This is a genomic window from Halopelagius longus, assembly GCF_900100875.1.
In the GTDB taxonomy this organism is placed as follows: domain Archaea; phylum Halobacteriota; class Halobacteria; order Halobacteriales; family Haloferacaceae; genus Halopelagius; species Halopelagius longus.
Map to the genome: position 1 here is coordinate 1 of NZ_FNKQ01000003.1, position 19,692 is coordinate 19,692.

Here is a 19,692-nt window from a genome sequence, read left to right on the forward strand (position 1 = left end):
TTGGCCGTCCTCGGCGGGCAGAAGCTGACGGCCGACCGGACGTACGGAGTGCTCGCGAACGTCGTCGTCGTCGGCATCATCGCGATGGTGCCGTTCCTCAACAAGGGGAGCGCCCGACGCCCCGTCGAGCAACCGTTCTGGTCCGCCGTCGGCGTCGGCGGCGTCGTCTTCGCGTTCACCATCTCGATTCTGGCCATCAAGAACCTGATGCCGATGAACGTTGACCTGCTGTTCGACCTCACGTTCATCCTCCCCATCGTCGCGTTCTTCGTCACCTACGCGGTGCTGAAGACGATGCGCGAGGGGTACATGTACGGCCTCAACAAGCGCTACTACCGCCTCCGCCCGCCGCGGTAATCGACGGGCCGTTCTTTTCTCGGGTCGCGCCGGAATCGGGCCGGACGCTTTTTCGAGAGACGACGCATCGAGTAGTCGTCGCACTCCCCTGCGAGTTCCGCGCCGGGGCAGACGCCCCGCACCGTCCGTATTCGAGCGTTTGACGCGCTCCGCGGACCGCGTCGGCGCGGCGGCACACGGAAAGGTCCTTCTGCCCCCTGTGCGTACTCTCGTCGATGACAGACGGAGACGGCCCCGGCGACTCCGCGGCCGGTTCGACGACGCGAGACGGGCGGCGGGACGTCGTCGTCCCGATGCGACTGTACAAGACGGTGACGGTGTTCTCGACGCTCATCGCCGTCGTCTGCGTCGTGTTCGGCTTCATGCTTCTGGACGCCGCGACGCTGAACGTCAGCTTCCTCGGCGGCATCGTTCGCGCCGGCCTCTCGGCGCTCGGACTCTCCGTCGGCGACGGCGTCCTGAGCACGGTGTTGGCCGTCGTCGCCCTCGGGGTCATCGGGTTCGGGGCGGGCGTCTACACCCTCGGGACGAGATTCCGCGCTCGCGGAATGGGAAAGTCTCAAGAGGACTCCAACGAAGATTCAGACAACAATGGCTGACGAGTTCATCAAGGGGCTCGGTATCTTCACCGGGGCGGGCCTTGCGTGGATGGTCCTCGCGGGTTGGTACCGCACGAGCAGTTTCGAGAGCACCAAACAGCTCATCGAGCCCGTCCAAGCCGAGTCGCTGACCCTCTTCGACACCATCGGCGTCACCCTCTTGGACGCGTTCCTCTGGTTCGCCATCCTCGGTCCGCTCACGTTCTGGGTGCTCATCCCGGCGGGTCGAGAGGCCAAGCGGGCGATAGACGACCGGCGCGCGCAGTAACCGACGCCGACCACCCCTTCTCCGATTCGTCACGTCGCGGCCCGACGGCGAGTCGCCGCCGTCGGCCGCGCTCGTCGCCCCGTCGTCGGCCGTCGCCCTGACGCGATTGGAAAAACTCTAATGACTCGTCTACCGAGAATGGAGTATGCAACCGCTACAGTTCGCTGTCCCGCTCGACGCCCTCGAGGTGTTAGAGCCGTTCATCACCTACATCATCTTGGGTCTCGTCCTCGTCAACATGGTGACGCGGATTCTCGCGCACCGGAAGCACGTGAACCAAGCGGAAGACGGCGATGACGACGAAGAACTCTCGCGGTTCCTCCCACACAGCGTGACGACGGTGTTACTCGTCCTCGCGTCGTTCATCATGCTGCTCCTCGAACCGCACGGAGGGATGGTGATGTCCGTGCTGGCGCTCGGACTGCTGCTCACGGACTTCTTCGAGTACGAATCGCGCCGCGTCGAAGCCCGCACCGACAAGAAAATCGAGAAGCCCAAGGCCGCGGTCGGTGCCTCGGTGCTCCTGCTCATGTACGCCGCGTTCCAAGCCCTCTTCTTCCTCGTGGCGGACTACTGGAACGCCGTCGTCTGAACGCGCGTTCGTCCGTTGAGCGGGAGACGCCCGGTCCGACCGACGCGGACCGGCGACTCGCCGTAGCGGTCTACGTTCGGAGCCTCTTCTGTAGTTCGCGTTCGGACAGGATCAAGACCGCGTCCGACCGGCCGATCCCGGGACGCGGAGGAGCGGAATCTCCCCGTCGGCGTCGATCTCGACCGGTACGTCCGGGGGAACGTCCCGGGCCACCTCGTCGTCGAGGATGAGCGAGACGGCGGCGTCGTCGCGCCGCACCGAGAGCGTGACGGGCGATTGGAGCACCCACGAGTCCGTCGTCGTCGCGTAGGGAGCGATGGGGACGACGGCGAGGCCGGCGTCGGCGTCGAGGACGGACCCTCCGGCGGCACGAGCGTACCCCGCACTTCCGAGCGGAGTCGCCGCGACGACGCCGTCGGCCCGGAACGAGTCCACCTCCGCTCTCCCCCCGGCGTCCGTCGGGCCGTCCGACGGACGTCGCTCCGCGACCGAGTACTCGGAGATTCGAGCGGGTTCGCTCGTCATCAGCGTCACGTCCGTCAGCGCGCGTCCGGCCGTCTCCCCGTCGACGCGGACGCTCACCGTCGGGTGACGGACCGTCCACGCCTCGCCGGAGCGGACGGCTTCGACGGCCGTTCCGACCGCCGACCGGTCGAGCGAGTAGCGGCCGTACCCGGCGTCGACGGGGAGAACGGGCGGGGTTTCGCCGTCGAGGGCGGAGAGAAGCGCCGCTTCGCCGACTGCGAGGACGGCGTCCGCGTCGTCGGCGTCGCCGTCGAGCGAGACGGCGTCGAACGGAACGTCGGCGGCGACTTCGGCGGCGACGACGCCGCCCGCGTCTTCGACGGCGGCGGCCACCGCGGACGCCTCCGAATCGCCGCGGACGACGAACGCCGGTGCGTCCTCGCCGCTCACGTTCGTCCCCCCGCCGACGCCGCGGTCCCCCGCTCGCAGATGCGAGACATCGTCACCGGGTACGCCGCGACGCGGTAAAAGAGTCGGCGGTTCGACGGAGTGTTCCCGGACCGAGTCGTCCGCGGCGCACCGTCTCTCAGTACGGCCAGTCGCCGGTAATCTTCATGCCCTCGGCGTGGTCCTCGGCTTCGAGGGCGGCGGCGATGTCCTCCGGGTCCTTCCGCGGCACCTCGGCGTCCTCTGCGGCGAGGTCGACCGTCAGTTCGGTCAGGAGGATGGCCTGTTCGCGGAGCGTCCGCGGTTCGAGTTTGTCGAGGGTGTCGGCGAACGTGTGGCCCCACCCGCGCCCGCGGCCCTCCGATTCGCTCGCGACCATGTAGCCCGGCACGCCGTGTTGGACGAACGGCCAGTGGTCGCTGTGCGGCATCTGTTGGGGGACGGTTGACATCGGGTGGTCGAAGCGGTCCGACACCGCCTCGACGGCGTTTTCGAGGACGTCGAAGCCGTGCGTGTAAAACGAGAGCGTCCGCCCCTCGACGACGCCGTCGTTGTTCACGACGGCCTTGATTCGCTCTCGGTCCTCGCCCATCCGCTCGGACTCGTGGGCCGACCCGACGAGGCCCACCTCCTCCGCGCCGAAGCAGACGAACCGGACGCGCGTGTCGAGTTCGTCCTCGCGGGCGGCGAGTGCGCGCGCCACCTCGACGACCACGGCGGTGCCCGCGCCGTTGTCCAACGCGCCCTCCGCGATGTCGTGGGCGTCGAGGTGGCTCGTGACGAGAACCTCCTCCTCGGTGTCGGGTCCGAGTTCGGCGTGGACGTTGCCGCTCTCGGCGGGGTACGCCTCGCAGTCGACGGAGACGGTCACCGCCTCGCCCTCGAACCGGCGGGCGAGTCGCGCGCCCACCTCCTTGCTGACGCCGACGGCGGGGACGTCGCCGATGGGCGACTCCTCGGTGCCGACGCTCCCCGTCGAGGGGAGACAGCCCTCCACGTGGTTGCGGAAGACGAACGCCGCCGCGCCCGCCTCGACGGCGTGGTAGTACTTCTCGCGGCGGTGGATGAACCGCTCGTAGTGGTCCGGAACCGTCGAAGAGACCATCGCCACCTTCCCCGAGAGGTCCTGCTCGAAGTCCTCTGGGAGGCCGTAGCCCAAATCGACCAGTTCCCCGGACGCCTCCTCGGACGGACTCCGCGGGAGGGCGATGCAGTCCTGTTCGGTGTCGCCCGCGCGGACGGCGCTGTCGCCGCGAGACCACCCCTGAATCTCGAACGTGTCGATGCGCGCGTCGCGCGCGCCGACGGCCGAGAGGGCGTCCCGCGTCAGTTCCATCGCCTCGCGCTCTCCGGGGTGACCGGCCATCCGGTCGCCGATATCCACCAGCGACTGGAGGTGGTCCCACCCGACGTCGCTCGTGAACGTCTCCGCAATCCACTCTGCCATGCCACCCCGTCCTCCCGACGCACGAATACCCGTTACGGTGTCCCACTCGGCGCGCCGGTTTCTCCCCTCGCCGTCGGGTCGGGGTGCCCGCGACCGGCAGGTTCTTACCTCATTTATCACGTACGTTCCGCCATGACAGATGTTCGAATCGCGGGCGTCGGCCTCACGCCGTTCGGTCGGCAGTCCGACCGGACCGGCCGCGACCTGTTCGCCGAGGCCGCACTGGCGGCCCGCGAGGAGGCCGGCGCGCCCCGGGACGACTTCGAGGCAGTCCACTACGGGAACTTCATGGGCGCACTCGCGGAGCGACAGGGACACCAAGGCCCTCTCGTCGCGGAAGCCGCCGGGTTGGACGCGCCGGCGACGCGCCACGAGTCCGCCTGCGCCTCGTCGGGCGTGGCCGTCCGCGAGGCGGTGCGGGGAATCCGCTCGGGCGACCACGACGTGGTCCTCGCCGGCGGGATGGAGCGCATGACGAACCTCGATACGGCCGCGGTCACAGAGTCGCTGGCCATCGCCGCCGACGAACTGTTCGAGGTGCGCGCGGGGATGACGTTCCCGGGCGCGTACGCCCTGATGGCCCGCGCGTACTTCGAGGAGTTCGGCGGGACGCGCGAGGACTTGGCGCACGTCGCCGCGAAGAACCACGCGAACGCCGTCGAGAACGAGTACGCGCAGTACCGCCGCGAGGTGAGCGTAGCGGAGGCACTCGACAGTCCGCCCGTCGCCGACCCACTCCACCTGATGGACTCCTGTCCCATCACCGACGGCGCGAGCGCGGTGGTCCTCGTCAGCGACGAGTACGCGGAGGAGAAGGGGATAGACGCCCCCGTCGCCGTCTCGGGAACCGGGCAGGGCGGCGACAAGTTCGCCTTGCAGGACCGCAAGTGGCTGAACCGGACGCCCGCCGCGGCGGACGCCGCTGACGAGGCGTACGACGACGCCGAAATCGGGGCGTCTGACGTGGACGTGGCGGAGGTACACGACTGCTTCACCATCGCCGAAGTGCTCGCCCTCGAAGGACTCGGCCTGTACGGCCACGGCGAGGCCATCGGCGCGGCGCGACGCGGCGAGACGACCCGCGACGGTCGCCTCCCGGTGAACCTCTCGGGCGGCCTGAAGGCGAAGGGGCACCCCGTCGGCGCGACGGGGTGCGCGCAGGTGGCCGAGATGACGCGCGTCCTCCGCGGTGACCACCCGAACAGCGACGCGGTGCCCGACGCGTGCGTCGGCGTCACCCACAACGCGGGCGGGACGGTCGCCAGCGCCGTCGTCCACGTGTTGGAGGTGCGCGGATGACGGACTCGAAGTTCGACGAGTGGGTTGCGGCCCTCGCGGAGGGGGAGGGGTTCTACCTCGCCTGTCCCGAAGGGCACGGTTCCTTGCCGCCCCGCCGGACGTGTCCGCACTGCGGCGCGACGGCGTTGACGGCGGAACCACTCCCCGAGGAGGGGAGCGTCGAGACGTACACCGAGGTGCACGTCGCCGGCCCGGAGTTCGACGGACTGACGCCGTACGTCACGGCTATCGCGTCGTTCGGACCGGTCAGACTGACCGGCGCGTTCGGCGGTCTGTCGGACGCGGGCGACCGACCGGACCCGTCGGTGGGGCAGAGCGTGCGCGTCGGGACGGAGGAGAACCCGAACACGGGCGAGTCCGTGGTCGTCCTCCGACCGGTGTGAGAAGTCGGCTCAGGCAGGGACCGTCAGATCCTCGCGGACGGTGCGGACGAACTGCTCGGGGAACTCCACGTGCGGGAGGAGTTTCGTGTCGTCGAAGACGACGAGCTTCGCGTCCGCCTCGCTGGCGAGGACGCGCCCCTCGCGGAGCGGGGTGATATCCGCCTCTCGGCCCCACACGAGCGTCGTCGGCGCGTCGAGTTCGGAGAGCGCCTCGCTCAGATCGACCTCGGAGTTGAGATAGCCGCTGACGAACGACGCCGGGGCGAACCGCGCGTTCGGTTGGTGGGCGGTCCGCCACTCGTACTCCATCCACTCCTCGCCGGCCTTCGAGAGGTCGTAGTAGCCGTGGTCGGCGTTGAAGTAGCGAATCGCGGGCTTCGACCCCAGCAGGTTGAAGAGTGCCTCGCCGACCACCGGGACGCGGAGCAGTTCGCGGACCGTCTCGGTCGGTTCCGGGCCGCCGCGCGTCGTCGGGCAGACGAGGGTCAACTGCGAGACGTTCGCCTCGTCGGCCACCGCGGCGACGTACGCCGACGTGAGCGAGGAGGCGACCACCGCCGGGTCGTCGAACTCCGAGAGGAAGTCGCCGGCGAAGTCCTCGTAGAGGGCCGCCGAGTACCGAAGCGGCGGCCGGTCGGACATCCCGAACCCCGGCAGGTCCGGCGCGACGACGTGGTAATCCTCCGCCAGCGTGTCGAATATCTCGCGGAACTCGCCCGAGGACCCCGCGGCGTTGACGCCGTGCAGGAGAACGAGGTCCTGCGCCTCCTCGTCGCCCGCCTCGGTGTAGTGGACGTCGATGCCGCGCCACCGGAACGTGCGCTGGTCGCCGGAGAGCGCGGGGTCCAACGGCGGCGTCCGACGCGAGAGGACGCGGTTCGCGGCGGCGGCGATGCCCACACCGGCGACGACTGCGCCGACTGCGTTTCGGAGTCTCATGCGAGGAGCGTACGGCTGCGACGCTCTTATATTGTCACGCCAAACCCTACCGAACCGTCGGAGTTAGGCGCCCATTAGGCGTCCGACGGCGGTTCGCGTCTCCGAGTGATGGTCGAGGGCCGGCCGGGTCAAGCGTCGTCGCGCCGCGCCTCGACGCAGTCCCGAATCGGCCGCAGAACGTCCTCGGCGACGGCGTAGGGGTCAGTCTCCCTGTCGGCGACGCGTTCCGCGAACGCCTCCGCGCCGCCGCGCCGCCGCAGTTCCTCCTCGACGAGGGCGTTCGCGTCGCTCCGAAGGAGTTGGCGTATCTCCTCGGCGTAGCGCGTTCGCTCCAGTTCCGCGCGCGCGCCGGTCCGGTCGAGAAACGCCGCGTGCGAGTCGAGCGTCTCCACCAGTTCGTCGACGCCGTCGCCCGTCGTCGCCACCGTCTCGACGACGACGGGGTGCCACGTCTCCGTCTCGTCACTCGCTCCGTCCTCGTTTCCGTCTCCGTCGTCCAACGCCTCGTCGCCGCCGAAGGCGTCGCTTCCGTGGTGTCCGGAATCGAGTCTCGCGCCGGGGTTGTCGCGGAGGTGTATCATCTCTTCCAGTTCGGCGACGGTCCGGGGCGTCCCGTCCATGTCGGCTTTGTTGACGACGAAGACGTCGCCGATTTCGAGGATGCCCGCCTTGAGCATCTGCACGTCGTCGCCGCTTCCGGGTTGCACGAGGACGGTCACGGTGTCTGCGGTGCGGACGACGTCCACCTCGTTTTGGCCCGCGCCGACCGTCTCGACGATAATCTTGTCCTTGCCGAACGCGTCGAGGGCCTTCACGGCGTCGGAGGTGGCCGTCGAGAGGCCGCCGAGTTGTCCCCGCGCGCTCATCGACCGGAAGAACACGTCCATGTCGCCGACGTTCGACGCCATGCGGATTCGGTCGCCGAGGACCGCGCCGCCGGAGTACGGCGAGGAGGGGTCCACCGCGATGACGCCGACGGTCAGTCCGGCGTCGCGGTACGCCTTCGCCAGTTTGTCCACGAGCGTCGATTTCCCCGCGCCGGGACTCCCCGTGATGCCGATGACGTCCGCGCCGCCGGTGTGGGCGTGCAGACTCGACACGAGCCCCCTGTACCCCGGCGAGCGGTTCTCTATCTTGGTGATGGCTCTCGCGAGTGCGCGGTGCTTCCCGTCGAGGAGTTCGTCCACGAGGTCCGGGTCGGCGTCCGCCTCGGCGTCGCGCCCGTCTCCGCCGTCCGGTCCGGCCATCAGTCGCGGCGGGGGGCGTTCTCGCGCACGAACTCGATGGTCTCCTTCATCGAGGTGCCCGGACCGAACACCGCCGCGACGCCCATCTCCTTCAGTTTCGGGCGGTCGTCGTCGGGGATGATGCCGCCGACGAGGACGAGCGTATCCTCGAACGCGCCGTACTCCTTGAGACCGTCTATCACCTTCGGGACGAGCGTGTTGTGCGCCCCCGAGAGGATGGAGAGGCCGAGGACGTCCACGTCCTCTTGGACGGCCGCTTGGACGATTTCGTCCGGCGAGCGGTGGAGGCCGGAGTAGACGACCTCGAAACCGGCGTCTCGGAAGGCGCGGGAGATGACGTGCGCCCCTCGGTCGTGCCCGTCGAGACCGACCTTTGCGATGAGACAGCGGATTGTGCGCTGTTGTTGGCCGCGTTCTGCGTCGGCGCTCATGGGAGACGTTTCGCCGCCGGTCCGTTTGACTCTAACGGACGTTCAGGATGAATACCCGGTCCGCGTCTCGTCGCTCGGCACCGTCCCGGGGACGTAGACGAGGTAGCCCGACGCCGACAGGCCGATGCGCTCCAACGGGACGAGCACCACGGTGAACGGTTCGACCCCCGCCTCGCGGACCGACCGTTCGATCTGCTGGTCCGCCGGGTCGGCGTCGCGGAGGCGGTCCGAGACGAGTCGCCGTTCGCCCGTTGTCGGGAACGCGTCGGCCGCGTCCTCCCCGAGGGCGTCCGCCGCTTGGGGGAACGTCCGCTCGTAGGCGGCGTTTATCTCGCGGACGGACGCCTCCCCGCTCCGTTCGGCTTCGACGTACGCGACGGGCACCGGAAGCGCCTCGAAGAACGCGTGGAACCGGTCCCGTTCGTCTCTGAGCGCCGTCTCCCGTTCGAGGCGGGCGAGCGCTTCGTTCGTGTAACCCGCAAGAATTTCGAGGAACTCCACGTCCTGTTCGTCGTAGGCGTCCGCTTCGTCCGCAACCACCTGAAGGACGCCTCGGTCGCCGACGGGGACGCTGACGACGGAGCGGAACTCCCGCTCTTTGAACGTCGCGTCCGGGTCCGACTGCATGTCGGCGACGACCTGCGGTTCGCCCGTCTCCAGCGTCCGACCGGCGACGCCCTCGCCGAGGTCGATGGGCCGTTCCGCATCCATCGGAAGCGTCGAACAGCACGGGACTATCTGGTCGCCCTCGACGAACGCGAGGACGCAGAAGTCGAAGTCCAACGCGTCGTGGGTCGCCTCGACGGTTCGGTCGCAGACGTCGTGGACGGTTTCACAGCCGGTTATCTGCTTTGCGTACCGGGAGAGCGCCGTCAGTTTGGCGTTGACCTCTTCGAGGTGGTTCGTTTCCCTGCTCTCGGACACTTCCGTCTGGACGCGGGCGACCAAGTCGTCGATGCTCGCAGTCGAGGGGATGACGGCGTCGACGTGGGTGTAGAGCACCTCCTCGCCGTAGACGACCAACGGAATCGAGGGGTCCGTCTCCGAAATCGTCCAGACGACGTCGGCGTCTGCGCCCACGGCGACGACGCAGTCCACCGTCGGGCCCAACTCGCGGAGGTACTCCGCGGCGGTCGAACTCGACCTGACGACGGTCTGACCCGGGAGGTGCGCCGACAGGGACGACGCCACGTCGGACTCCTCACCGGCGGCGTCGCCGCCGGTCGTCACGACGAGAACCCGGGTATCGCTCGGTCCGGAGGCCATTCTGATACGTATCACGCCTACTCTGCCTTAAACCGTTCTACTGAGACGGATTTCGCGCCTGTTAGGGAGGCTCTCGTGACCGCAGGTGAGCCGCCTCCCCGATTCAGACGTGCTCGTCGAGGAACTCGACGATTTGGGAGTACGCCTCGACGCGGTTCTCAAGCTTCGAGAAGCCGTGCCCCTCGTCTTCGAAGATGAGTTCTCGGACGGGGACGTGTTCGCTCGCCTCCTCGACGAGTTGGTGCGCCTCCGAGACGGGAACGCGCGGGTCGTTCTCGCCGTGCAGGACGAAAAGCGGCGCGCGAATCTTCTCGACGTTGTTCAACGGCGAGATGGACTCGAGGAACTCGCGGTCATCCTCCAGGGAACCGTACTCCGCCTCGCGGAGTTCGCGCCGCCACTCGCCCGTGTTCTCGAGGAAGGTGACGAAGTTGGCGATGCCGACGATGTCGACGCCCGCGGCCCACAGTTCGGGGTACTCCGTCATCGACGCAAGCACCATGAACCCGCCGTAGGACCCGCCCATCGCGACGACTCGGTCCGGGTCCACCGCGGGGTGGTCGTGAAGCCACTCCACCGCCGCCTCGATGTCGGCGACGGAGTCCATGCGGTTCTCCACGTCGTCTAAGTGGCCGTACGCCTTGCCGTACCCCGCCGAGCCTCGGACGTTCGGTTCGAAGACGGCGTACCCGTGCGCGAGGAAGTACTGCTTCACCGCGCTGAACGAGGGGCGGCGCTGGGACTCGGGGCCGCCGTGGATGTCCACGATGACGGGCGTATCGCCATCGCCCGCGGCGCTGTCGGGCAGCGAGAAGAACGCCGGAATATCCCGGTCGTCGAACGTCGGGTAGTGGACGAGTTCGGGTTCGACGAAGGAGTCCCGCGGGATGCCCGCCGTCGCCGCGCGCGTCCAGCGTTCGGCCTCGCCCGTCTTCGCGTCCACGACGTACACGTTCGTCGCGTCGGTGCTCGTCGTCACCGTCAGGGCGAACCGGTCGCCGTCGGGGCCCCACGAGACGCCGCCGGCGACGCCGCGCGGCACGTCCGGTTCGGCGGACGGGTCGATTCTGTCGGGCGCGGTGAGTTCGCCCGCCGTCAGTCGGGTGTAGCCGTCCACGTTCCGCGAGTAGACGACGCGGCGGGAGTCTTCGTCTATCGAGACGCCGTCTATCTCCCACTCCTCGTCCGAGACGACGAGCGAGAACTCCCCGGTGTCGATATCGACGCGCCACAGGTCGAGCGTGTCGCTCTCGCGGTCCGAGACGAGGTAGACGCTCTCGCCGTCCGGCCCCCACGAGGCGGACTGGAAGCGCACCGTCCCCTCGTGGGGCGTGAGGTGGGTCAGTTCGCCCGACTCGACGTCGAGGACGGAGACGTCCTGGTCGAAGTTCGAGTACGCCTCCGAGACGATGAGCTTCGCGTCGTCGGGCGACCACCCGCCGAGGGTGAGCCAGCCGTCGCCCTCGACGACGAGTTCCGCCTCCTCGCCCGTCTCGTCGCGGCCCTGCACGTACACGTCGAAGACGGACTCCTCGCGGCGGTTCGAGGTGAACGCGACTCGCTCGCCGTCGTGACTCCACCCGCCCCAGCGGTGTTTGGCGTCCGGCATCCCGGTGAGGTTCGTCACCTCGCCCGTCCCGGGGTCGTAACGGAACAGCTGTTGCCGCTCGTTGCCCCCCTCGTCCATCCCGAAGGCGAGTTCGTCGCGTTCTGGCGACCACGAGGCGAACGTGACGCGTTCGTCGTAGAACGTCCGCTGTTCGGGCCACGCGCCGGGTTCCTCGACGGTCCAAACCTGCGGCACGCCCGTCGTGTCCATGAGAAAGGAGAGCCGTTCCCCCTCGGGGCCGAACGACGCGCCGTAGGCGCTTCTGACGTTCAGATACCGCTCGATGTCGTGCACGGGGGAACGTCGGGGGCCGGCGACGAAACGTTTCGGGTGGTCGAACTCCCGTCCGCCGTCAGTGGCCCCGGAACTCGCCTTTGACCTCGGTCAGTTTCGGGCGGAGCTTGTCCGTCGCCAGCAGGTACGCGAAAGAGAGCGCGACGGCGCCCATGACCGCCGCCCACGCGCCGAGTTTCGGTTGGCCGCCCTGCGCGGTGGCGACTGCGAACGACTCCGCGTAGAGCGCCGCCGCCGACAGGCCGAGCGAACCGGTGCCGTAGACCAGTAGCTCGAGAAGTTCGGGCAGTAGTTCGAGTAACGCAGTCGTCATGACCGACGAGTCCCGAGCGACCGACCGAAGTTCTTTCGGTCGTCCGACGCGATTCGAGCGGGACTCAGAGCATCCCTTCGGCCTTCAGACCCTCGATGACGTCGTCTACGAGGGAGTCGACGTCCTCGTAGGGGAAGCTCTGGTGGCTCCCGAGTTTCGCCGCCATCTCCATGGCGGTGAAACTCACCTCGCCGTCGTTCGCCTCGAAACGGGTTCCGGGCCCGTTCGGAAGTGCGGGAACGAGGTCCATCTGGTTTTTCACGGGGAAGTCGGCACCTTCGAACGCGGCTCGAAATTCGGAGCGGAGTTCCGCTTCGGCGTCTGCCATGGCTCCTAATGGTCACATGAGGCGCAAAAGCGTTCCGGAACCACGACAAACGAGTTTACCGTTCTACCGGGACGCGAGTCTTTTTGCGGCGGCGTCGGGAAGGAAAATCCATGGCCGACTACGAGTTCGACTTCGACCTCCTGAAGGAACTGACGGAGACCAGCGGCGTCCCCGGGTACGAGGACCGCGTCCGCGACGTGGTTCGCCGAGAGTTCGAATCCAGCGTCGACGAGGTTCGCTCGGACGCGATGGGCAACGTCGTGGGCACCATCGAGGGCGACGGGGACTACTCCGTCGCCGTCGCCGCCCACATGGACGAGATCGGCTTCATGGTGCGGCACGTCACCGACGACGGGTTCGTCCAACTCGACGCCCTCGGCGGGTGGGACCCGCGCGTCCTGAAGGCGCAACGCGTCCGCATCCACACCGAGGACGGCGACGTGCCGGGCGTCATCGGGTCGCCGCCGCCGCACACCCTCTCGGAGGAGGAGAAGGAGAAAGACCCGAAAGTCGAGGACGTCCACGTCGACGTGGGCCTCTCGGCCGAGGACGCCAACGAGGCGGTGTCCGTCGGCGACTTAGTGACGATGGAGCAGACGACGGTGGAGATGGGCGAGACGGTGACGGGGAAGGCCCTCGACGACCGGATCTGTCTGTTCTCGATGCTCGAAGCGGCGAAGCGAATCGAGGACCCCGACGTGACCGTCCACTTCGCCGCGACGGTCCAAGAGGAGGTCGGACTCCGCGGGGCGAAGGCCCTCGGCGTCGATATCGACCCGGACCTCGCAATCGCCCTCGACGTGACCGTCGCCAACGACGTGCCCGGGTTCGAGGCGGGCGACCACGTGACCGAACTCGGCGAGGGGACGGCGATAAAGCTGAAAGACGGTAGCGTCATCACGAGTCCGAAGGTCCACCGCCGCCTCCGTTCGGTGGCCGAGGACGCCGACATCCCCCACCAGATGGAGATTTTGCCCGCCGGCGGGACGGACACCGCAGGCTTTCAGAACACTCACGGGGCGAAACCCGTCGGCGCAATCTCCGTGCCGACGCGGTACCTCCACACCGTGACCGAGAGCGCGCACGTCGCCGACGTGGACGCGACGATAGACCTCCTGACGGCGTTCTTAGAGACGGAGACGGGCGAGCACGACTACGCGTACTGACCGCGTGACCCCCGTCGAGGAGGACCGGCGAGTCGGTTATTATCGGCCCGACGACGCGCCCCCGCCGAGACGGCGGCGCGTTCGGCCGCCGCCGAAACGACGACCGAGAGTTCCGACCGCGAAGCCGAGGACGCCGATAGGGACGCCCCACAGAACTGCGACGAAGAGGGCGGTTCCGAACGTTTCTACGGGGCCGACCGTCTCGAAGTGCATCGCCGTCGCGCCGAAGAGGCGGTGGAGGTTACTCGGCGAGAAGTGTTCGACCGTCGTCCCGTACCGCGCGAGGCCGATACCGAATATCGGCCCCGCCACGAGCGTAATCGTCGGTATCAGACCGGAGTTCTTCGCGGCGAAACCCGCAGCGAACGCCACGAGCAGGAACAGTCCGACGAGAGCGACGGTCCGCGGGCCCGCGCCGAACAACGCATCGACGACCCACCGTCCGAGACTGTAGGGGTGGTTGTCGCCGATAACCAACCGTTCGATACTGCTATACCCGTACGTTGCGCTCACGAGCAATCCGGTCACTACCGCCGTTATCGGGGCGGACAGAACCGCAATCGCCGACGTTCGCCGCCGCGTGCCGACTATCCCGCGTCGGATGCGCTTGCGGGTGCTTTCGAGGGCAGAGCCGGTCGGACGTTCGTCTGTCTTGGAGACCATATTGACAGACAAAATATACAATCAGAGCCAAATATGGTTTTCTCTCGGGCGAGCGACCGGCGGTCGGAACCGGCGCTCGCGGCCCACTTCCGCGGGTTCGACGGAGAACGGTCTCCGACGCCCGTCCGTTCTCGGCGGGGCTGTTTTCGGTCGCGGGTCGGACCAAACCAAAGTATTCACTACAGCCGACTCCCAACCCCCGTCCATGACTGACGGCAACGCGGAGATGTCCCGTCGCGCGTTCCTTCGGACCGCCACCGGGGCGGCGGCCGTCGCGGGTGCGTCAGGGGCCGCCGCGGCCCAGGAAACGGGTACGAGCACGGCGTCCGGCGGCGAAGGGACCGGTACCGCAAGCGGCGAAGGCACCGGTACCGGCACCGCGGGCGGCGAGGGAACCGGCACCTCCGAGGGTGGCGGCGGTGGCGGTGGCGGCGGCGGTGGAACCGAAACCGTCGCCGTCGGTCCGGACGGCGAACTCGTCTTCTCGCCCGGCACCGACTCGCCGCTACAGATAACCCCCGGAACGACCGTCGAGTTCGTCTGGGAGTCCGACAACCACAACGTAGTCGTCGACAGCCAACCCGACGACGCAAGCTGGGAGGGTCACGAACCCATCGAGAACTCCGGCTTCTCGTTCAGTTCCACCTTCGACGTTCTCGGCACGTACGAGTACCACTGCGACCCCCACGAGACGGCGGGCATGGTCGGCACCATCGAAGTCGTCGAGTCGATCTCGACGCCCGCGCCCGAGCAAGTGCCGTCCGTCCCCGACTCGGCGAAGACGCTCGGCGTCGCCACCACGTTCGCGATGGTCGCCACGCTCGGTCTCGCCTTTTTCTTCCTGAAGTACGGCGGCGACTACGAACTCGAAGACGAGGAGTAATCCGACGCCGTCTTTCTGCGGCTTTTCGCCCACCGAGAGCGGTCGGCTTCGGCGGTGCCGTCCTGTATCGTACTGCGAGGGCTCGCTACGCTCGCCTCGCGGCACTTTTTGGTCCGCCGGCAGAGCTTCGCTCTGCCGAGCCTCCGCTCGCTTCGCTCGCGGAGACAGATGTTTGGATGGGGGTTCGAGCGTGCCGGAGGCGCGCGAGGACTCCCTCGAAAAAGGTGGGTTAGAAGAACCCGTAGTCCTCGATGGCCTCGGTGTAGCAGTCGACGTACCGTTGGACGACGGTCGAGTGGTCGTAGTCGGCGAACGCCTCGTTGACCGTCATGTCGTCGGCGCGGGCGGCGACGGCGATCTCGCGCGCGAGTTCCTGCGGACTCGTCACGCGGACGCCCCGGTCGCAGTTCTCGACGAGTTCGTGCGCGCTAGAGCGGGCTTGATACTCCACGAGTCCGACGCACCCGCAGGCGAGGGCCCACAGCAGGTTGGTGGCGAACGGTTCGACGGCGGCGGTCTGAGCGAACACCCGCGCGCCCTTCATGATGGGGACGAACTCCTCCGGCGGCAGGTCGCCGAGGAACTCCACTCGGTCGTCGATTCGGAGTTCGGCCGCCGTCTGCTTGGCGGCGTCGAGTTCCGGACCGTCGCCGACGACGGCGGCGCGCCAGTCCCTGTCGCGCAGTTCCGCGAGGGCGAGGAAGAACGACTCCACGTTCGCGTGTTCGTCGATGTCGCGGGCGTACACCATGTCCGCGCGGGAGTCCACGTCGCTCTCGCGGACGAGGTCGAAGTCGATGGACTCGGGGACGACGCGGACGGCCTCCTCGGCGACGCCGTACTCCCGGACGTGCGTCTTGACCATCCGGGAAGGGGTGACGACGCGCTTGGCCGCGCGCGCGGCGCGTTTGCTCGCGCCCGTCGAGTCCTCCTCGCGTTCGGTCCACCAGTCGACGACCACCGGCGTCCGGAGGAACCGCGCCGCCGTCTTCGCGGCGGTGACGTGCGACGGCGGACTGTTGGCGGCGTGTATCACGTCCGGTTTGACGCGCCGGAGGGCGAAGGGGAGTTTCGAGGCGAACGACCCCACCGAGGGCGTCTCGGTGACGGCGACGTACGTCACGTCGTTCTGTTCGAACTCGGGCACGTCGCCCTCCCACCACTGCGCGCAGAGGACGGTCACGTCGTGGCCGCGCGCGGCGAGGAGTTCCGCCGTCCGCCGCGTCCGTCTCGTCGCACCGTCTGTGCGACGTTGCTCGGTGTACATCGAGACGAACGCGATTCGCATACCCGACGGCTTGTCTCCGCCCAATAAAAAACCCTCAGCATTTCCGCGTCGGATTCGGGTGCGGTTCGAGCGATTTCGGCGGTCGGTCGCCGGCGTCAGAGGGGGACGGCGACCAGCGTCGCCGCCGACTGGACGTACTCCCACCCGTAGAGGTGGTTCAGGAGGAAGTAGGTGACCACGCCCAAGGACAGAGAGAGGAGCCACGACCCGGCGGCGATGCGACCCACGCGTCGGTGCGGCGTGTCGCGGCGCAGTTCGCCCGGCGAGTGCGTGAGTCCGAGGACGAGTGCGTAGAGGACGACGGGCACGGCGACGATGGAGAGGACGATGTGAATCGCCAGCATCGCGAGGTACGGGTAGTAGACGAACGTCGGGCCGACGAACTCCTTGGTCCCGCCGCCGCCGATTTTCGTGAGGTACATCGCGAGGAAGACGAGGATGAGGGCGAACGAGGCGACCATAGCGACGGCGTGCTTCCGCACCTCGTCGCGCCGAATCCACCGCCACCCGGCGGCGATGACGACGACGTTCACCGCGTTCACGAGGGCGATGGCGTCCGAAAGCAGGTTCACCTCGGCCAGAGAGAGGTCGGGGAAGACGGTGCCGGGGACGTACCCGAGGAAGGTGCCGACGACGAGGCCGTAGCCCACGACGGAGAGCACCGCCGTCACCGCCGCGGGATGTTCCTTCACCGGATTGTCGGCGCTCGCGGTTGCCATGCGGGGGACTTCGAAAGGTACCGCCTTCCGTCTTCGGATTCCGGGCGGGGATTCGGGAGACGAACGGCGTCGCGGAGAACCGACACGCGCGGGAGAATCACGACCCCGGGGGCCAAGGAATATGTGAACGAAGGAGAAATTACGGTTCGATGCCCGAAGGTCCAGCCGCAGATTCGTTCAAGTACGCCCTCAATCCGGAGTTGCTGAAGCTGTACGGAGCGGTTTTCGTCGGATACGTCGTCCTAAAGGAGACGATGTTCTGGTCGAAGTTCGTCGTCGACGTCGAACCGTTCCAGACCCTCCTCGAACTCCCCTTCCTGCTCTGCGGGACGGCACTCGTCGTCGGCGGACTCGTCGGTTCGCTGCACCGCATCCTGTCCGATACGGCGTCGAGCGGTCAGCGGTGAGGTGTAGCGGTTCAGACGCGGTGAGGTGACGCCCCGCACTGTACCGCGGCGAGCGAGCGCCAGCGAGCGAGGCGCGGCCTTTTTGGTCCACCGGCAGAGCTTCGCTCTGCCGAGCCTCCGCTCGCTTCGCTCGCGGAGACAGATTTTTTGAGGGGGTTCGAGCGTGCCGGAGGCACGCGAGGACCCCCTCGAAAAAGGTGGGTGGTTAGATGACGCCCGTGAACGTCGCGGCCTCTATCGCCGCCTCCTCGCTCACGCCGTCGCCGAGGATGGTGTACCGGTCGCGGATGGTGTGGGCGGTTGTCAGCGCCTCGATGACCGTCTCGTCCGAGATGCCGAGGCCCGCGGCGGTGGTTGGCGCGCCCATGGTGTCGAGGGCGTCGCGGATGTCGCGCCACTCGCCCTGTTCGCCGCTGTGGAGGTACTCGGTCACGATAGAGCCGACGCCGACTTGGTGGCCGTGGAGTGCGCCGTTCGGAACCAAGCGGTCGAGTTGGTGCGAGAAGAGGTGTTCCGCGCCCGAGGCCGGACGGGAAGAGCCCGCGATGGACATGGCGACGCCCGAGGAGACGAGCGCTTTCACGACGACCCACGCCGACTCCTCGAGGCCCTTCTTGATGGAGTCGGAGTTGCCGACGAGCATCTCGGCGGTCATCTGCGAGAGCGCGCCCGAGTACTCGGAGTACTCGACGTTCTTCAGGCGGTGGGCGAGTTGCCAGTCTTTCACCGCGGTGTAGTTCGAGATGATGTCCGCACAGCCCGCGGTGGTGAGTTCCCACGGCGCGTCCGCGAGAATCTCCGTGTCGGCGACGACGGCCAACGGCGGGTCGGCGGCGACGGAGTGGCGGGTGTCGCCCTCCGGGATGGACGACCGCCCGGAGACGATGCCGTCGTGACTCGCCGCCGTCGGCACGGAGATGAACCCGCAGTCGAGGCTGTCGGAGGCCATCTTCGCGGTGTCGATGGCCTTGCCGCCGCCGAGGGCGACGAGGTAGCCCGCGCCGACTTCGTTGCCGACCTCGATGACGCGTTCGACGGAGTCGAAACTCGCCTCGGAGATGGTGACCGTCGCCGGGTCGTCGAACTGCGCGCGAACCCGGTCGCCCGCTATCTCGTTCGGCGTCGGACTCGTCACCAAGAGCGGCCGCCCCGAGAGGTAGAGTTCACTCACCGCCGCGGAGAGCTCCTCCAACACCTCGTGGCCGACGAGGACGTTCCGCGGGAGCTGAATCCACTTCGATTTGTCGAACATACGTGCCTCTCTTCGGCGGTGGTTCATACGCTTTTCTCGTCCGGAACGACCGATGGCGGTGGCAACGGCGGAGGGGCGGGGAGAGCGCTCGGACGGAACCGAAAACCGGGTCAGAGCAGTCCGCCCGCCGCCTGCGAGAGGAAGACGACGCCGAACCCCGCGAGGACGACGGCGCTGACGCCCGCGACGATGGGTGCGAAGGCGTCGACGCGCCGTTCCGCGCCCACGAGCGCCGCCGGGAAGCCCGTCACCCACAGCACGATACCGCCGAAGAAGCCGACGACGAGCGCCGGCGACCCCGTCTCGACGACGAGCGTCCCGGCGAGTTCGCCGCCGACGTACGGCGTCTCCGCGAGAACGTCCAGCGTGCCGGGTTTCAGGAGTCCGACGCCCATCGTGAGCCAGAACAGAATCTGGTAGGGGTTCGTCAGAGCGAGGAGGAACGCCTTGCCGAAGCCGGTGGTCGCCCGCGACTCTACGGCCCCCGCCGCGCCGTCTGCACCGCCGTCGCCGTCCGCGGTACCGTCGCTCTGACCGCCGTCGCCGCGGGCGTCCGGTCGGAACGAACTTCGGACGTCTTTGGCCGCGCCGTACGCGAAGTAGAGCATGAGGACGCCGCCGACGCCGACCATCGCCGCGCGGACCGTCGGGAACCGCTCGACGAACGCGACGACGCCGAGGGCCGCGAGGACGAAGAAGATGATATCCGCCGTCATCGCGCCGAGTCCGGCCTTGAACCCGGCGACCCACCCGCGGAGGACGCTCTCCTCGGCGATAATCGCGTTCATCGGGCCGGGCGGGGCCGCCAGCGCCAGACCGAAGACGACGCCGGCGAGGAGAGAGGGAGCGAGATTCGTCACGTCAGGCGACTACGCGAGACCGTACAAAAAGAACACGGAGACAGAACGGGAGACCGCGGTGCGCCGACGGGGAGAGTCGGACGGATTCGGGTTCGAGCCGACGGAACCGGTCCGGAGCGGACGGAACCGTACACGACCGGAGCGAACCGGGGCGAACCGAACGCCGCCGG

The 19,692-nt window shown here is 68.1% G+C and carries 22 protein-coding genes and 1 pseudogene; 9 read left to right on the forward strand and 14 right to left on the reverse strand.

Annotated features, from left to right (window positions below; translation table 11 throughout):
- The 4 genes and pseudogenes from BLS11_RS10660 to BLS11_RS10675 form a co-directional block, all read left to right on the forward strand.
- A pseudogene (locus BLS11_RS10660) lies at window positions 1–357 on the forward strand (cytochrome bc complex cytochrome b subunit); the annotation flags it as partial.
- 215 nt (window positions 358–572) lie between these two features.
- Window positions 573–956: a DUF7315 family membrane protein gene (locus BLS11_RS10665; protein ID WP_092537280.1), complete on the forward strand. Its 384-nt coding sequence runs from the start codon at window positions 573–575 to the stop codon at window positions 954–956.
- Window positions 949–1,224 (forward strand): DUF7314 family protein, encoded by a 276-nt coding sequence (locus BLS11_RS10670; RefSeq protein WP_092537282.1) that lies wholly within the window; start codon window positions 949–951, stop codon window positions 1,222–1,224. The genes BLS11_RS10665 and BLS11_RS10670 overlap by 8 nt, the downstream gene beginning before the upstream one ends.
- Window positions 1,225–1,369: 145 nt before the next feature.
- Entirely contained in the window at window positions 1,370–1,816 is a 447-nt protein-coding gene (locus BLS11_RS10675) for a DUF7313 family protein (RefSeq protein WP_092537284.1), read from the forward strand.
- 111 nt (window positions 1,817–1,927) lie between these two features.
- Here BLS11_RS10675 and BLS11_RS10680 read toward each other — a convergent pair whose 3' ends face one another.
- Window positions 1,928–2,731 carry an NAD(+)/NADH kinase gene (locus tag BLS11_RS10680; protein ID WP_092537286.1) on the reverse strand — a complete coding sequence of 268 codons (804 nt, stop codon included), beginning with the start codon at window positions 2,729–2,731 and terminating at the stop codon, window positions 1,928–1,930.
- Window positions 2,732–2,867: 136 nt separating this feature from the next.
- On the reverse strand, window positions 2,868–4,175 hold the full coding sequence (locus BLS11_RS10685) for a M28 family peptidase (RefSeq protein ID WP_092537288.1): 1,308 nt from the start codon (window positions 4,173–4,175) through the stop codon (window positions 2,868–2,870).
- 132 nt (window positions 4,176–4,307) lie between these two features.
- Between BLS11_RS10685 and BLS11_RS10690 the strand changes: the two genes are divergently transcribed.
- Both BLS11_RS10690 and BLS11_RS10695 read left to right on the forward strand, forming a co-directional pair.
- The gene (locus BLS11_RS10690; protein WP_092537290.1) at window positions 4,308–5,474 is read left to right on the forward strand and encodes a thiolase domain-containing protein; all 1,167 of its coding nucleotides are present in this window, start codon (window positions 4,308–4,310) and stop codon (window positions 5,472–5,474) included.
- Window positions 5,471–5,857 carry a Zn-ribbon domain-containing OB-fold protein gene (locus BLS11_RS10695; RefSeq protein WP_092537292.1) on the forward strand — a complete coding sequence of 129 codons (387 nt, stop codon included), beginning with the start codon at window positions 5,471–5,473 and terminating at the stop codon, window positions 5,855–5,857. The genes BLS11_RS10690 and BLS11_RS10695 overlap by 4 nt, the downstream gene beginning before the upstream one ends.
- A 9-nt stretch (window positions 5,858–5,866) precedes the next feature.
- On the opposite strand, the gene BLS11_RS10700 is transcribed toward BLS11_RS10695, so the two are convergent.
- The 7 genes from BLS11_RS10700 to BLS11_RS10730 all read right to left on the reverse strand — a co-directional run bounded on the left by BLS11_RS10700 (window position 5,867) and on the right by BLS11_RS10730 (window position 12,284).
- Window positions 5,867–6,796, reverse strand: a complete 930-nt coding sequence (locus BLS11_RS10700; protein ID WP_092537293.1) for an alpha/beta fold hydrolase — start codon at window positions 6,794–6,796, stop codon at window positions 5,867–5,869.
- Between the two features lie 128 nt (window positions 6,797–6,924).
- Window positions 6,925–8,043, reverse strand: coding sequence for a methylmalonyl Co-A mutase-associated GTPase MeaB (gene meaB, locus BLS11_RS10705; RefSeq protein WP_092537296.1), 1,119 nt, complete (start codon window positions 8,041–8,043; stop codon window positions 6,925–6,927).
- Window positions 8,043–8,474 (reverse strand): cobalamin B12-binding domain-containing protein, encoded by a 432-nt coding sequence (locus BLS11_RS10710; protein WP_092537298.1) that lies wholly within the window; start codon window positions 8,472–8,474, stop codon window positions 8,043–8,045. The genes meaB and BLS11_RS10710 overlap by 1 nt, the downstream gene beginning before the upstream one ends.
- Window positions 8,475–8,516: 42 nt before the next feature.
- Window positions 8,517–9,740, reverse strand: coding sequence for a GAF domain-containing protein (locus BLS11_RS10715; RefSeq protein WP_092537300.1), 1,224 nt, complete (start codon window positions 9,738–9,740; stop codon window positions 8,517–8,519).
- Window positions 9,741–9,843: 103 nt separating this feature from the next.
- Window positions 9,844–11,643, reverse strand: coding sequence for a S9 family peptidase (locus BLS11_RS10720; protein WP_092537302.1), 1,800 nt, complete (start codon window positions 11,641–11,643; stop codon window positions 9,844–9,846).
- Window positions 11,644–11,701: 58 nt separating this feature from the next.
- Window positions 11,702–11,956, reverse strand: a complete 255-nt coding sequence (locus BLS11_RS10725) for a DUF8151 family protein (protein ID WP_092537304.1) — start codon at window positions 11,954–11,956, stop codon at window positions 11,702–11,704.
- Between the two features lie 64 nt (window positions 11,957–12,020).
- Window positions 12,021–12,284 carry an MTH865 family protein gene (locus BLS11_RS10730; protein ID WP_092537308.1) on the reverse strand — a complete coding sequence of 88 codons (264 nt, stop codon included), beginning with the start codon at window positions 12,282–12,284 and terminating at the stop codon, window positions 12,021–12,023.
- Between the two features lie 110 nt (window positions 12,285–12,394).
- Here BLS11_RS10730 and BLS11_RS10735 point away from each other — a divergent pair, with 110 nt between their 5' ends.
- Entirely contained in the window at window positions 12,395–13,450 is a 1,056-nt protein-coding gene (locus tag BLS11_RS10735; protein ID WP_092537310.1) for a M42 family metallopeptidase, read from the forward strand.
- A gap of 39 nt (window positions 13,451–13,489) precedes the next feature.
- On the opposite strand, the gene BLS11_RS10740 is transcribed toward BLS11_RS10735, so the two are convergent.
- Entirely contained in the window at window positions 13,490–14,113 is a 624-nt protein-coding gene (locus BLS11_RS10740; RefSeq protein WP_092537312.1) for a DUF8071 domain-containing protein, read from the reverse strand.
- 205 nt (window positions 14,114–14,318) lie between these two features.
- Here BLS11_RS10740 and BLS11_RS10745 point away from each other — a divergent pair, with 205 nt between their 5' ends.
- On the forward strand, window positions 14,319–14,996 hold the full coding sequence (locus BLS11_RS10745) for a plastocyanin/azurin family copper-binding protein (RefSeq protein ID WP_092537314.1): 678 nt from the start codon (window positions 14,319–14,321) through the stop codon (window positions 14,994–14,996).
- A 229-nt stretch (window positions 14,997–15,225) separates the two neighbouring features.
- Here BLS11_RS10745 and BLS11_RS10750 read toward each other — a convergent pair whose 3' ends face one another.
- Both BLS11_RS10750 and BLS11_RS10755 read right to left on the reverse strand, forming a co-directional pair.
- Complete coding sequence (locus BLS11_RS10750) at window positions 15,226–16,284, reverse strand: glycosyltransferase family 4 protein (protein WP_092537316.1); 1,059 nt, start codon at window positions 16,282–16,284, stop codon at window positions 15,226–15,228.
- Window positions 16,285–16,379: 95 nt separating this feature from the next.
- On the reverse strand, window positions 16,380–17,003 hold the full coding sequence (locus tag BLS11_RS10755) for a DUF420 domain-containing protein (protein ID WP_092537318.1): 624 nt from the start codon (window positions 17,001–17,003) through the stop codon (window positions 16,380–16,382).
- 149 nt (window positions 17,004–17,152) lie between these two features.
- On the opposite strand from BLS11_RS10755, the gene BLS11_RS10760 reads away from it, so the two are divergent.
- Window positions 17,153–17,410: a hypothetical protein gene (locus BLS11_RS10760; RefSeq protein ID WP_092537320.1), complete on the forward strand. Its 258-nt coding sequence runs from the start codon at window positions 17,153–17,155 to the stop codon at window positions 17,408–17,410.
- Window positions 17,411–17,615: 205 nt separating this feature from the next.
- Here BLS11_RS10760 and BLS11_RS10765 read toward each other — a convergent pair whose 3' ends face one another.
- Window positions 17,616–18,662: an NAD(P)-dependent glycerol-1-phosphate dehydrogenase gene (locus BLS11_RS10765; protein ID WP_092537322.1), complete on the reverse strand. Its 1,047-nt coding sequence runs from the start codon at window positions 18,660–18,662 to the stop codon at window positions 17,616–17,618.
- A 110-nt stretch (window positions 18,663–18,772) separates the two neighbouring features.
- Window positions 18,773–19,450, reverse strand: coding sequence for a LysE family translocator (locus BLS11_RS10770; RefSeq protein ID WP_245698924.1), 678 nt, complete (start codon window positions 19,448–19,450; stop codon window positions 18,773–18,775).
- Between the last annotated feature and the right edge of the window lie 242 nt (window positions 19,451–19,692).